Raw genomic sequence first — 12,471 nt, 5'->3', positions numbered from 1 at the left:
CGGATGCAGGACTTTCAGGCATTCCGGCCCACCAATCCACGGCTTCGCGCCGTTTGCGCCCATAGTAGCCACAAATTTCCCCGCCATACGCATGATGAATTCGGCATCGGGCTGATCGTCAAGGGCGCGCAAGTTTCGGCCTCAGGCCGGGGGCAGGTCATGGCTGAACCCGGGAATATCATCACCGTCAATCCTGGCGAAGTGCATGACGGCGCTCCGATCGGAGAGCATGGCAGGCAGTGGTTGATGATCTATATGGAGCCAGAGTATCTCGAAGAGATGCAGGCGGATTTACAGGAGACCGGACAGGTCGAATTCGAGAAACCCGTCTTCGACAATCCGGGTTTGGCCGTTCGTTTTCAACGCGCCTTTCAAGCCATGAGCGTAGGTAGTGATCCCGTGGCAGAAATGGTCCTTGAAGAATCGTTGCTGTGTTTGCTTGCACCGCTGATCGCTTGGCGAAACAACCAGCCTCGACCGAAAGACCACCCCTCGATGCAGCGGGTACGGCAAATGATCTGCGACGATCCAACGGCAAACCCGTCGCTGCATGATCTGGCCAAGGTTGCCGATGCCAGCCGCTTTCAAACTCTACGGGCATTCCAGGCAATGACTGGCCTGACTCCCCATGCCTTCATTCTACAACAGCGCGCCAACCAGGCTCGCCGCCTGATCCTGTCGAGCAGGAACAGCCTGGCCGATATCGCCGCAGCCTGCGGCTATGCTGATCAAAGCCACATGACGCGGGAATTCAAACGCCGCTACGGGCTGACGCCTGCCGCATTTCGCGTCTGAGAACCTCTGCAATTCCATTCAAGACCAAAAGCCCAGGCGACAGCTAAAAAAGCGGAAGGATCAACACAACCCGGTCTCGTCCATCATGCCCTTGGATTTTTATCTGACATCCTTCATCATCGTCGCAACACCCGGCACCGGGGCGCTTTACACCCTGAGTGTGGCGCTGTCCGGCGGATGGCGAGCTGCAACCATTGCCGCCTTCGGCTGCACGCTCGGCATTCTGCCCCATATGGCAGCAGCCAGCCTTGGGCTCGCAGCAATCCTTGCGACCAATGAAACCCTATTCCAGTCCGTCAAGATCGCCGGTGTCGCCTATCTGCTGTACATGGCGATTGGCCTTTGGCGCGTAAGCGACATCAATATGAGCCAGGAGCCGCACCGGCATGACCGCGCCGGGCGGATTATAGGAAAAGCAGTCCTGATCAACTTGCTGAACCCAAAACTATCTCTGTTCTTCCTGGCATTTCTGCCGCAATTCGTTCACGGCAACGACCCGTTCGCTGTCAGGCAGTTTGCCCTCTGCTCAAGCATTTTCATGGCGATGACATTCGTCGTCTTCGCCATCTATGGCGGCCTGGCAAGCAGACTGCGCGATCACATCATCTCAAAGCCCAGAGCGGTAAAGAGCCTCTACAGGAGCTTTTCCGCTGCATTCCTGTTGATGAGTATTAGACTGGCACTCGCCGAGCGATAACAAAGCCCGCTCAGCGATCAATGCCCGGAAAATTCCACCAGCGTGCGCACTTCAACACCCAGCGCTTCCAGCTTTTTGCGGCCGCCGAGATCCGGCAGGTCGATGACGAAGCAGGCGGAGACGACGTCGGCGCCAATCTGACGCAGTAGCTGCACCGCGCCGACGGCGGTGCCACCGGTGGCGATCAGGTCATCGACCAGAATGACCTTCTCGCCGGGCTGCACGGCATCGACATGCATTTCCATCTCGTCCACGCCATATTCCAGGCTATAGGCGATCCGCACCGTCGTGTGCGGCAGCTTGCCCTTCTTGCGGATCGGCACGAAACCGGCAGACAGCTGATGCGCCACCGCCCCGCCCAGAATGAAGCCCCGCGCTTCCATGCCAGCGATCTTGTCGATCTTCAACCCGGCATAGGGTTGCACCAACTCATCAACCGCGCGGCGAAAAGCGCGTGGATTGCCGAGCAGCGTGGTGATATCGCGAAAGACGATGCCGGGCTTGGGATAATCCGGAATGGAGCGGATGGCGGCGGAAAGTTCCTGGGAAATCTGTGTCATGGTCTGCCCGGCTGACGGAATTTCTAGTTGCGCCGGACCCTACTGCATTCTTCCTGAAATCGAAATGGATTTAAGACGCTGTCCAGAGGCAATGTGATCGCAGACAAACCCTCTATCTTGATCAACACATTCACAAAAACAGCAAAAGGCGGCCCGAAGACCGCCTTTTGCGAATTTGCGTCATACCAAGGAGAAATCAATGTTCCTTGTTGGCATAAACCGATTTCTTGGTCAGGTAGACCAGGCCGGAGAAGATCAGCAGGAAGACCATGACCATGAAGCCAGTGCGCTTGCGTTCTTCCAGATGCGGTTCGGCAGCCCACATCAGGAAAGCCGAGACGTCCTTGGCATATTGGTCAACCGTCTGCGGCGCGCCATCGTCATAGGTCACCTGCCCCTCGCTGAGCGGCGGCGCCATGGCAAGTGCCGAGGCGGCAGAGAAATACGGGTTATAATGGGTGCCTTCGGCCACCGTCACGCCAGCTGGCGGGTCCTGATAGCCGGTCAGCAGCGCGTGGATATAATCCGGCCCGCCCTCCTGATATTGCGTGAAGATATCAAAGATGAAGGTCGGGAAACCACGCTCGATGCCGCGTGCCTTGGCCAGCAGCGACATGTCGGGCGGAGCCGCGCCATTATTGGCGGCGGCGGCGGCTTCATGGTTGGGGAAGGGCGACGGGAAATGATCCGAAGGCACGGCCTTGCGGGTATACATTTCGCCGGACGCGTTCGGCCCGTCCTGCACTTCGTATTCGGCGGCAAAGGACTTCACCTGGGCCTCCGAATAGCCCAGGTCTTCCAGCGTGCGGAAGGAAACCAGGTTCATGGAATGGCAGGCGGAACAGACTTCCTTGTAGATCTTCAGGCCGCGCTGCAATTGTCCCTTGTCATATTTGCCGAAAGGCCCGGAAAAACTCCATTCCACCGGGGCTGGCTTATGAATGGGGTAATGGGGCGTTTCGCCTTCCGCATGTTCCTGCGCAAGCGCTGCGGAAAAGCCGAGACCGGTGGCGAATGCCAGCGACAGGAGGCTTGTGGCAAGCTTCTTCATTGAGTTTATCCTCTCCCTGCCTGTCTCAGACATGCGCTTCGGCTGTTTTGCCGTTCTTGGCCAGAACAGCCTCGGTAATCGAGTTCGGAACCCGCCGTGGCGTTTCCAGCAGACCAAGCAGAGGCATGATTACCAGGAAAAAGCCGAAGTAATACAGCGTACCGAACTGCGCCATGGTGGTGAATGTATCCGTCGGCTGACGTGAACCGAGCCAGCCGAGCAGGATACAATCGGCGACAAAGATCCAGAAGAACAGCTTGTACCAGGGACGGTAAACAGCAGAACGCACCTTGGACGTATCCAGCCAGGGCAGGAAGAACAAGACGATGATCGCACCGAACATGACAAGCACGCCACCCAGCTTGGAATCGATGAACAGCACGTTGAAGGTGATGGCGCGCAGCATGGCGTAGAATGGCAGGAAGTACCATTCAGGAACGATATGCGCCGGGGTCTTCAGCGGGTCGGCCATGATGTAGTTGTCGGGATGGCCAAGGAAGTTCGGCATGTAGAAGATGAACCAGGCATAGGCGATCAGGAAGATCGACACGCCGAACGCATCCTTCAGCGTCGCATAGGGCGTGAACGGCACCGTGTCGGTCTTTGACTTCACCTCAACCCCGGTCGGATTGGTCTGCCCGGTGACATGCAGTGCCCAGATATGCAGGATAACCACGCCTGCGATCATGAAGGGCAGCAGGTAATGCAGCGAGAAAAACCGGTTCAGCGTTGGCTGATCGACGGCGAAGCCGCCGAGCAGGAAGGTCTGGATCCACTCACCCACCCAAGGGAAGGCCGAGAAGAAGCCGGTGATGACAGTCGCACCCCAGAAGGACATCTGGCCCCAGGGCAGAACGTAGCCCATGAAGGCAGTCGCCATCATCAGCAGAAAGATCACCACGCCGAGAATCCAGAGGATTTCGCGGGGTGCCTTGTAGGAGCCGTAGTAAAGGCCACGGGCGATATGCAGATAGACGGCGATGAAGAAGAAGGACGCGCCATTGGCATGCATGTAGCGCAGCAGCCAGCCATGGTTGACGTCGCGCATGATCTTTTCGACGGAATTGAACGCAACCGTGGTTTCAGCGGTATAATGCATGGCCAGCACGACGCCGGTCAGGATCTGCACAACCAGCATTACGGCCAGCATGGCGCCGAATGTATAGGCGTAGTTCAGATTGCGCGGCACGGGAAAAGCAATGAAACTGTCATAGACCAAGCGCGGCAAGGGTAGCCGCTGATCGATCCACCGTGTCAGCCCGCTCGAAGGCTGGTAACTGGAATGCCCACTCATCAATATCTCCCCCTCAGCCGATCTTGATCACGGTATTGGATACGAACCCATAATTTGGAATATGCAGGTTTTCCGGCGCCGGACCTTTGCGGATACGGCCCGCCGTATCGTAGACCGAGCCATGGCAGGGACAGAACCACCCACCATATTCCCCGGCCTGACCGAGCGGCACGCAGCCGAGATGGGTGCAGGAACCGATCATCACGATCCAGTTTTCCTTACCCTGCCCCGCCGAGCGGGCGAGATCGGTCGCCTGGGCGTCGTCGCCGGCATTGGCGTTGCGCGCCACAGGGTCTTTCAACTGGGCAATCGGCACGCCCTTGGCCTCTTCCACTTCCTTGTCGGTGCGGTTGCGAATGAAGACCGGCTTGCCGCGCCACTTGACCGTCAGCGACATGCCCGGCTGAAGCGCCGAGACATCCACCTCGATAGAGGCCAAAGCCAGGGTCGAGGCATCGGGCCGCATCTGGTCGATAAAGGGCCAGGCCACAGCCGCAGCGCCAACTGTGCCCGCCATGCCGGTGGCGAGATAAAGGAAGTCGCGGCGCGTTGGCTCGCCCGCGCCCATGCCTCCGCCCGCAGTTTCAGTCTGTGTATTGTGTTCGCTCACGGTCAAACCATCCTCTTCGCATCGCCTGCGACAAACCGTTGGAGCGCCATGGGTCACTCTCACCCGCAAAGGACGCTCGATCACTTTTCATCCACCGCAATACCCGCTCAACGAGCAGGTCCTACGGCAGCGGTCCCCCTGACGGCATCCATGACGCCACAAAATCGCCATGGATTCTCCGCCTCCAAGTCAATTTCTATGCGCGCTGGTGAAATCTGTCCAGTGTTCAACCGCATCAGAGGCAACATGTCGCGGAAAACTTTAGGAAAACCAGGGATAAAAATTCCCCTGCAATTGCAGGGATTTGCGCTTTATCAAGAGCCAGGACACGAGAAGAGCCCTGTTTTTCACGCTTTTGGCTGCGAACCTGATTTGAAAAAAGTCAAGACTTGTGCAATGCGCAAGTGACTGTTGCGCTGCAAAATTCTCGTGATCTGCATGTGTAATCGTTGTGAGTTGACCTCGGGATTTTGGCAGTCTCGTTATAAAGCCCAAGGGTGCAAGCTTGATTGCCGGATATCGTCTTTTTCAGAAATCACGTTCTGTGCCATCTAACAGGTCGGATGCATGGCGCTGGCAACCGGAATCGGCTTAAAGATAAATCATGCAACAAATAGAAAGCGTTATAGAAACGCAGTCTGCACCCTATAGGCTGCATGACACTGCAATTCCGCAAAAGGCAAGAAGATGAAATCGATGCTGCTGCACATCATGGCAACCCTGCTCGTACTTGCCCTTGGCCTGTTTGCCCTACGCTATACGACCAGTTTCTGGGGTGCGGGGGTAATCTATAGTCTCCAGCTGCACGCCGGGCTGGCCATGCTGCTCATGGCGCTGTTTTGCCTGGCGCTACGCCCCGGCCTGTTCACCATGACGCTTCTGGCCGCTACAGTTTTTATTGCCGGTCATGCCGTCTGGATGATCTGGGCCACCCTGCCGCCAACACCCCGGATCGATCTGGCGCACATGCAGCCGTTCAGGGTCCTGTCCTTCAACGTGCTGGGCGACAACCTGGAAAACGGTGGCGCGATCACCGATTACATTCTCGAATCGGAGGCGGATGTCGCCTATGTGATGGAGGCGGCCCCGGTTTCCCTGCATCTCGACCGGCTCGCCAAGACCTATCCCTACCGAATCGGCTGCGGTGAGCATACGCCGACCTGCGACCTGATGCTGTTGTCGAAATATCCGCTTGATATGGTCTATGTCGGCAATCTTAGCGACCTCAGGCGCGACCGGTTCGCCATGGCGAAAATCCAAGTCGGCGGCACCGCCCTGCATCTGGCTGCCGCGCATTTGAGCAAGCCCTATTTCGACGGCTACCACATGGAGGAACTGGGAGAACTGGGTGATGTCTTGAGCGGCATCGATGGCCCTCTGCTGCTGGCCGGCGATTTCAACGCCTCGACGCTGGCACCCGACATGCAGAAACTGCTGAAAGTCACCGGCATGACCACGACCGGGTTGGAGCCCGCCACCTGGCCAATCATCGGCGGCGCCTTCGGCGTGCCGATCGACCATATCTACATTCGCGGCCCGCTGATGGCGGCGAAGCTGTCACGCATTCCCTCGAATTTCGGCTCCAACCATTATGGACTGATAACGGATTTGCTGCTGCCGAAGGGGTGAAGTTGAAGGAAAGCGGCCCCGGATGCCGGAGCCACTTTTGTTTTCAAGAGGAGGCGGAAAAACCTTCATGATAGGCGACGATCCCCGACGTCACCGATCCATCAAGCGACAAGGCAAGGAAATGCTCAGGAGCAGCCCCCGGCAGAACCAGCGCCTTGTCGTGCTCGAAACCGAAGCGACGGTAAAGGCTAGGCGCACCTAGAACGACACATCCCTTTGCTCCACATCGTTTCAGCCGCAAAAGCCCATTTTCAATTAGTCCGCTTCCGATCCCCTGCCCCTGTCGATCCGGTAGGACTGAGACCGGACCGAGGCCGAACCAACCAGAATGAACACCGTCGATCGTGACAGAGGAAAAGGCCAGATGACCGACCACATCCAGATCGGCCACAGCAACCAGCGAAACGGCCAAAGCGTCCGCTGCACGAAGGGCGTTAATAATCGCCGCTTCGGTTCCGCTGCTGTAGCGATTGGACTTGAAAGCTTCTTGCGTGATCTGGTGTATCCTCTACACATCGCACGCTGCTTCCAGACGAAATGTCAGTTCCATCGCTTTATCCCCTATCGATTGTCGAGTTGTGATCGAACGGAGCGACGACCCTTCTCGGAAATCCGATAGGGACTGGAGGCTCTGGATTCGATGAGACGCTTGCGCCGGAGTTTGGAGAAAATCTCCAAGGTACAGTCGGTCAACACGTGACCGTCACGGGTAAAGCAGATGATGTCGGTAATTCGCCCATTGCCAGAGCGTTGATAGTGGACAGCACCACCTTGGGCCAGCACGTGAAGAACGCGCTGCTCAATACGAGAAATATTCATGATGAGAACCTGAGAAAAGCATCCACACGGCATCGCAATCCAAGACAGCGCGTGTCCTGAATGCCGATGCGGCTAGATGTCTCGACGAATCGAGACAATCAGCGGATGATCACAAGCTCCAACATCTACAATTCCTCATCTTTCGCAGACGACAAGAGGTTTTCTAATTGCCTGGCAACCCACCGTCAAGTTTTACACGTTGCTATCGCCCGAGATCAAGGACGGACGCCAAGCATTGAGCGCTCAGGCTCGTCACTCTCCTCGCCGCCAAGAAATCCGCCCGATTGACGCGCCCAAAGCTCGGCGTAGAGCCCGCCCCGTTCCACCAGTTCGTCGTGGCTGCCCTCTTCGATGATACGGCCCTGGTCGATCACCACGAGGCGGTCGAGGCTGGCGATGGTGGAGAGGCGGTGGGCGATGGCCAGCACGGTTTTGCCGCTCATCAGCTGTTCCAGATTGGACTGGATGGCGGCTTCCACTTCCGAATCGAGCGCCGAGGTTGCCTCATCCAGCACCAGGATTGGCGCGTCTTTCAGCATCACCCGGGCAATGGCGATCCGCTGGCGCTGGCCGCCGGAGAGCTTCACGCCACGTTCGCCGACATGGACGTCAAAGCCGGCTCGTCCGCGCTGATCGACCAGTTTTTCGATAAAGCCCAGCGCCTCGGCCTGGTCGGCGGCGGCGCGCAGCTGCTCTTCGCTCGCCTCATCGCGGCCAAACAGGATGTTGTCACGGATCGAGCGGTGCAGCAGGGCTGTATCCTGCGTGACCATGCCGATCTTGCCCCGCAGGCTTTCCTGCGTCACTTCGCGCAAATCCTGGCCATCGATGCGGATCGCGCCGCCCTCGACATCGTAGAACCGCAGCAGAAGGTTGACCAGCGTGGTCTTGCCAGCCCCGGAGCGCCCGACAATACCGACCTTCTCGCCGGGCTTGATGGTCAGCGACAGATGATCGATGGCGCCTTTCTGCTTGCCATAATGGAAGGACACATCCTCAAAGCGGATTTCCGGGCCGGTGACAGCAAGCACCTTGGCATCAGGCCGGTCCTTCAGACCGATAGGCTGGGAAATCATCTCGGCGGCGTTCTGGATCGTGCCGATATTGCGCATCATGCCGTTCAACTGGGTCATCATCCGGTTTAGCAGCATGCTGAGGCGCAGAACGAGGCCGAGCGTAAACGCCATGCCACCCGCCGTCATCGCCCCTGAAAACCAGCGGTCGATGCAGACGGCGGCAATCATCAGGATCATACCGCCCGACAGCAGTGCCAGCGAGGCACGCACGCCTGTGATCAGCCGGGTAAAGGGCGCTTGCGCCGCCTGGAAACGCTCGAAACCGGCCCGGATGTAATGGTCGTTCTGCCGCTCGCGGGCAAACAGTTTCAGGGTCTGGATATTGGCATAGCTATCCACCAGCCTGCCGGTTAGCGCCGAGCCAGCTTCGGCTGTGTCACGGGCATGGCGGCGGATGCGCGGCACGAAATAGCGGGCCAGCACCGCAAAGATCAGCACCCAGATCCCGATAATCGCTGCCAGCACCCAGTCCAGTTGCGCCAAAAGCGCCATGGTGGACATCGTGTAGATCACCATGAACCAGGCGACTTGCAGCAGCGAGGTCAGGAGATCGCCTGTCGCCTGCCCACCGGCCCAGACCTTGGTGGCAATCCGTCCGGCAAAATCATTGTGGAAGAAGCTCAGCGATTGGCGCGCGACATGGACATGGCTTTGCCAGCGCACCAGATTGAGGAAATTGAGCACCACGACCTGTTCTTCGACCAGCGCGCTCAGCGTGATCACCGCAAACCGCACGAAGACGACAACGGCGGCAATGCCCAGCAGTTCAAGCCCATGCGCACCCAACAGCCCCTGCCAGCCTGCGGCTTTGGGGACAGTATCGATCAGATCCACCAGCCGTCCGACAAACCAGAACATGCTGGCTTCCATCACCGCCACCGCGCCGCCAAACAGCGCCATGGCAAAAAATGCCCACTTGGCCTGGCGCACATAAAACCACACGAACGCCGTGGTGCCGCTCGGCGGGCAAAGATCCGCACGCTCGGTAAAGGGATCGACCCAGCGTTCGAACAGGCGGATGATGGCGGCAATCAGCATGGGGCGGGACCTCGGATGAGCCGAACGGGACGAGTCGGTTCTTTCACAAACTAGGGCTATTGCGGACCGGGACAAAGGTGCAGATGTCGATTGGCCGGTTATATTTGCGTGATCAGGATGGTAACACCCTGATTGCGGTGTCACCCGAACGTCGAGACGAAAGCGCTCTGAAGGGAACCCCAATATGAAGTCCACTGTTGAGATTGGGACGATAAAAGACGTAGAGCCGTGGGTGCAGCTTCGTGCCGCGCTCTGGCCGCATCACCTGATTGAAGATCATCGCGCTGAACTGGTCCGAACGTTTCTCTCGGAAAGTGGAAAGGCCATCGCGTTCATCGCCCGAAACAGCGCGAATGAAGCGGTCGGCTTTGCTGAGGCCAGCTTGCGACATGATTATGTGAATGGATGCAGTAGTTCGCCCGTTCTATTCCTCGAAGGAATTTATGTCCGCCCCGCTGACAGGCGACAAGGTATCGCTGGATTGCTTTGCAATGCCGTTGCCAATTGGGGAAAGTCGCTTGGGTGTGTTGAATTTGGTTCTGACGCGCCACTTGATAATTCAGCCAGCCATGCGCTCCATACCGCTTTGGGCTTTGAGGAGACACAGCGCGTCGTCTTCTTCCGAAAGCCGCTATAGGCCTGTATCGCCTTTCAACCAGGATCTGCCGCCAGATCCATATCATCACCTTCATTCAAGATAGTCAGCGATGTCAGATGCTCGGCACATGGCCGAGCATCTGACATCGGGAATGAGAGCGTCTGTCAGCAAAGAACGGCGGATCACTCCGCCGCCGTGTCCTGCACCTCGTTGGCCTCATCCCCCAAGAATCCGCCAGACTGGCGGTTCCACAGATCGGCATAGACGCCGCTCTGGCTGGCGAGCTGGTGATGGGTGCCGGTCTCGATGATCCGGCCTTTGTCCAGCACCACCAGACGGTCCATTTCGGTCAAGGTCGAGAGGCGATGGGCGATGGCGATCACCGTCTTGCCCTCCATCAGGGCAAACAGGCTCTCCTGAATGGCGGCCTCTACCTCTGAGTCAAGCGCCGAGGTCGCCTCGTCCAGCACCAGGATCGGTGCATTTTTCAGGAAGACCCGGGCGATGGCAATCCGCTGGCGCTGGCCGCCGGATAGTTTCACGCCCCGCTCGCCCACCTGCGCATCCAGACCAACCCGGCCCTGCATATCGACGAGGTGCTCGATGAAGTCCCAGGCATTGGCGCGTTTTGCCGCCTCGACCACTTCGGCATCGCTGGCATCCGGGCGGCCATAGGCGATGTTGTCGCGGATCGACCGATGCAGCAACGAGGTATCCTGGGTGACGACGCCGATCTGGCCGCGCAGGCTATCTTGAGTGACCGCCCCGATATCCTGCCCGTCGATGGTGACGTGGCCCTTTTCGACATCGTAGAACCGCAGCAGCAGGTTCATCAGCGTCGTCTTGCCAGCACCGGAGCGGCCAACCAACCCGACCTTTTCGCCAGCCTTTATCGTCAGCGAGAAATCGTCGATCACGCCGCGCGTCTTTCCATAGTGGAAGCGGACCTTGTCATAGACAATCTCGCCCTTCGGCACGGTCAGCGGCTTGGCATCGGGCTTGTCGGTAATGTCATGCGGCTTGGTCATCATCTCCATGCCGTCATAGACGGTGCCGATATTTTCAAACAGCGCCGACACTTCCCACATCACCCATTGCGACATGCTGTTGACCCGCATGGCAAGCCCGATGGCAATGGCGATAGCACCGACCTGGATGGAGGCCGTCAGCCACAGCCAGACGGACAGCGCGCCGATCAGGAAGATGACCGTGCAATTGTTGAGATAGACCAGAACCTGGAAAAGCGTCACCTTGCGCATTTGCGCATGCACGGATTGCAGGAATTCGTCCATCGCGCCCTTGGCATAGTCCTCCTCCCGCCGTGTGTGGGAGAACAGCTTGACCGTGGCGATATTGGTATAGCTGTCAACGATCCGCCCGGTCATGGTCGAGCGGGTATCGGCCTGGAGCGCTGCAATCTTGCGCAGCCGCGGCACGTAATAGGTGACGATCGAGATATAGATGCCCAGCCACACCAGCATCGGCACCAGCAGGCGCAGGTCGGCAGAGGCGATCACCACCAGCATCGAGATGAAATAGGTGATGACATAGACGAAAACGTCCAGCACCTTGACCACGGTTTCGCGCACCGCCAGCGAGGTCTGCATGACCTTGGTCGAGACCCGGCCAGAAAACTCGTTGGCGAAAAACGTCATGGAATGATTGAGCAGGAAGCGATGCATCTGCCAGCGGGCGATCATCGGGAAATTGCCCAGCAGCGTCTGATGCACGATCAGCGAATTGATCGTGGCAATGCCCGGCAGAAACACCAGGACCAAGGCGCCCATGCCCACCAGCCGCCAGCCCTCGGTTTGCAGGAACGTATCGCGGTTGGCATGCGAGAGCCAGGTGACGATATCGCCGAGAAACTGGAAGAGCATCACCTCGCCCACGGCAATCATCATCACCAGCACGGCCATCAGCCCCAGCCAGCCAGCAGCGGGCCTGGTATAATGCCAGATGAAGCGGAACAGGCCCTTGGGCGGCAGGCTGGGTTGCTCGGCCGGATAGGGATTGAGTTGGCGTTCGAACCAGGTAAACATTTTCAGTCTCCATCAGCTTGCCGGATCGATATAGCGCGTATCGCGGCAAAGCAACCGGGATATGGCAAGCTCAATCGGTAAACGGCGGCCAACCGCGAAAGGGCCAGCCGATTGGCGGCGTGACCGCCTGACCGCAAAGATTCAGGCGAAATCAGCCATGGGATTGAGAAAGACATCGCCTCTTGCAAAGGTTACAGGTCGGGCAAGAGCGCAGTTCAGGCGATGGCATTTCAGTGCGTTCAAGGAAAAGTCGAGAGGGCTC

Annotated in this window: 13 protein-coding genes; 5 read left to right on the top strand and 8 right to left on the bottom strand. The window is 58.1% G+C overall.

The genetic code is table 11. The features are described from left to right. The first annotated feature begins 3 nt into the window (after window positions 1-3). Window positions 4-795 carry an AraC family transcriptional regulator gene (locus tag H1Y61_RS07405; protein ID WP_180574197.1) on the top strand — a complete coding sequence of 264 codons (792 nt, stop codon included), beginning with the start codon at window positions 4-6 and terminating at the stop codon, window positions 793-795. Between the two features lie 85 nt (window positions 796-880). After that, a complete protein-coding gene (locus H1Y61_RS07400; RefSeq protein WP_174111391.1) occupies window positions 881-1,492 on the top strand; it encodes a LysE family translocator in 612 nt (203 codons plus the stop codon). A gap of 17 nt (window positions 1,493-1,509) precedes the next feature. On the opposite strand, the gene H1Y61_RS07395 is transcribed toward H1Y61_RS07400, so the two are convergent. The 4 genes from H1Y61_RS07395 to petA form a co-directional block, all read right to left on the bottom strand. Continuing rightward, on the bottom strand, window positions 1,510-2,052 hold the full coding sequence (locus H1Y61_RS07395; protein WP_041696913.1) for an adenine phosphoribosyltransferase: 543 nt from the start codon (window positions 2,050-2,052) through the stop codon (window positions 1,510-1,512). A gap of 196 nt (window positions 2,053-2,248) precedes the next feature. Further along, the gene (locus H1Y61_RS07390; RefSeq protein WP_180574196.1) at window positions 2,249-3,103 is read right to left on the bottom strand and encodes a cytochrome c1; all 855 of its coding nucleotides are present in this window, start codon (window positions 3,101-3,103) and stop codon (window positions 2,249-2,251) included. A 25-nt stretch (window positions 3,104-3,128) separates the two neighbouring features. Next, window positions 3,129-4,397 carry a cytochrome b gene (locus H1Y61_RS07385; protein WP_180574195.1) on the bottom strand — a complete coding sequence of 423 codons (1,269 nt, stop codon included), beginning with the start codon at window positions 4,395-4,397 and terminating at the stop codon, window positions 3,129-3,131. 13 nt (window positions 4,398-4,410) lie between these two features. Further along, entirely contained in the window at window positions 4,411-5,007 is a 597-nt protein-coding gene (petA, locus tag H1Y61_RS07380) for a ubiquinol-cytochrome c reductase iron-sulfur subunit (protein ID WP_409363962.1), read from the bottom strand. A 150-nt stretch (window positions 5,008-5,157) separates the two neighbouring features. Between petA and H1Y61_RS07375 the strand changes: the two genes are divergently transcribed. Both H1Y61_RS07375 and H1Y61_RS07370 read left to right on the top strand, forming a co-directional pair. Further along, complete coding sequence (locus H1Y61_RS07375) at window positions 5,158-5,415, top strand: hypothetical protein (protein WP_139191467.1); 258 nt, start codon at window positions 5,158-5,160, stop codon at window positions 5,413-5,415. Window positions 5,416-5,694: 279 nt separating this feature from the next. Further along, complete coding sequence (locus tag H1Y61_RS07370) at window positions 5,695-6,636, top strand: endonuclease/exonuclease/phosphatase family protein (protein WP_180574194.1); 942 nt, start codon at window positions 5,695-5,697, stop codon at window positions 6,634-6,636. 43 nt (window positions 6,637-6,679) lie between these two features. On the opposite strand, the gene H1Y61_RS07365 is transcribed toward H1Y61_RS07370, so the two are convergent. From H1Y61_RS07365 to H1Y61_RS07355, 3 genes are all read right to left on the bottom strand, one after another. Beyond that, window positions 6,680-7,141: a GNAT family N-acetyltransferase gene (locus tag H1Y61_RS07365; RefSeq protein ID WP_180574442.1), complete on the bottom strand. Its 462-nt coding sequence runs from the start codon at window positions 7,139-7,141 to the stop codon at window positions 6,680-6,682. Window positions 7,142-7,197: 56 nt separating this feature from the next. Further along, window positions 7,198-7,455: a YjhX family toxin gene (locus H1Y61_RS07360; protein WP_081355544.1), complete on the bottom strand. Its 258-nt coding sequence runs from the start codon at window positions 7,453-7,455 to the stop codon at window positions 7,198-7,200. 215 nt (window positions 7,456-7,670) lie between these two features. Further along, on the bottom strand, window positions 7,671-9,569 hold the full coding sequence (locus tag H1Y61_RS07355) for an ABC transporter ATP-binding protein (protein WP_235680855.1): 1,899 nt from the start codon (window positions 9,567-9,569) through the stop codon (window positions 7,671-7,673). A 184-nt stretch (window positions 9,570-9,753) separates the two neighbouring features. Between H1Y61_RS07355 and aac(6') the strand changes: the two genes are divergently transcribed. Continuing rightward, window positions 9,754-10,206: an aminoglycoside 6'-N-acetyltransferase gene (gene aac(6') / locus H1Y61_RS07350; RefSeq protein ID WP_180574193.1), complete on the top strand. Its 453-nt coding sequence runs from the start codon at window positions 9,754-9,756 to the stop codon at window positions 10,204-10,206. 143 nt (window positions 10,207-10,349) lie between these two features. Here aac(6') and H1Y61_RS07345 read toward each other — a convergent pair whose 3' ends face one another. Then, window positions 10,350-12,209: an ABC transporter ATP-binding protein gene (locus H1Y61_RS07345; protein WP_180574192.1), complete on the bottom strand. Its 1,860-nt coding sequence runs from the start codon at window positions 12,207-12,209 to the stop codon at window positions 10,350-10,352. Window positions 12,210-12,471 lie beyond the last annotated feature (262 nt).

This window comes from Agrobacterium vitis (assembly GCF_013426735.1).
In the GTDB taxonomy this organism is placed as follows: domain Bacteria; phylum Pseudomonadota; class Alphaproteobacteria; order Rhizobiales; family Rhizobiaceae; genus Allorhizobium; species Allorhizobium vitis_D.
This window is presented reverse-complemented; position numbering and strand designations above follow the sequence as displayed.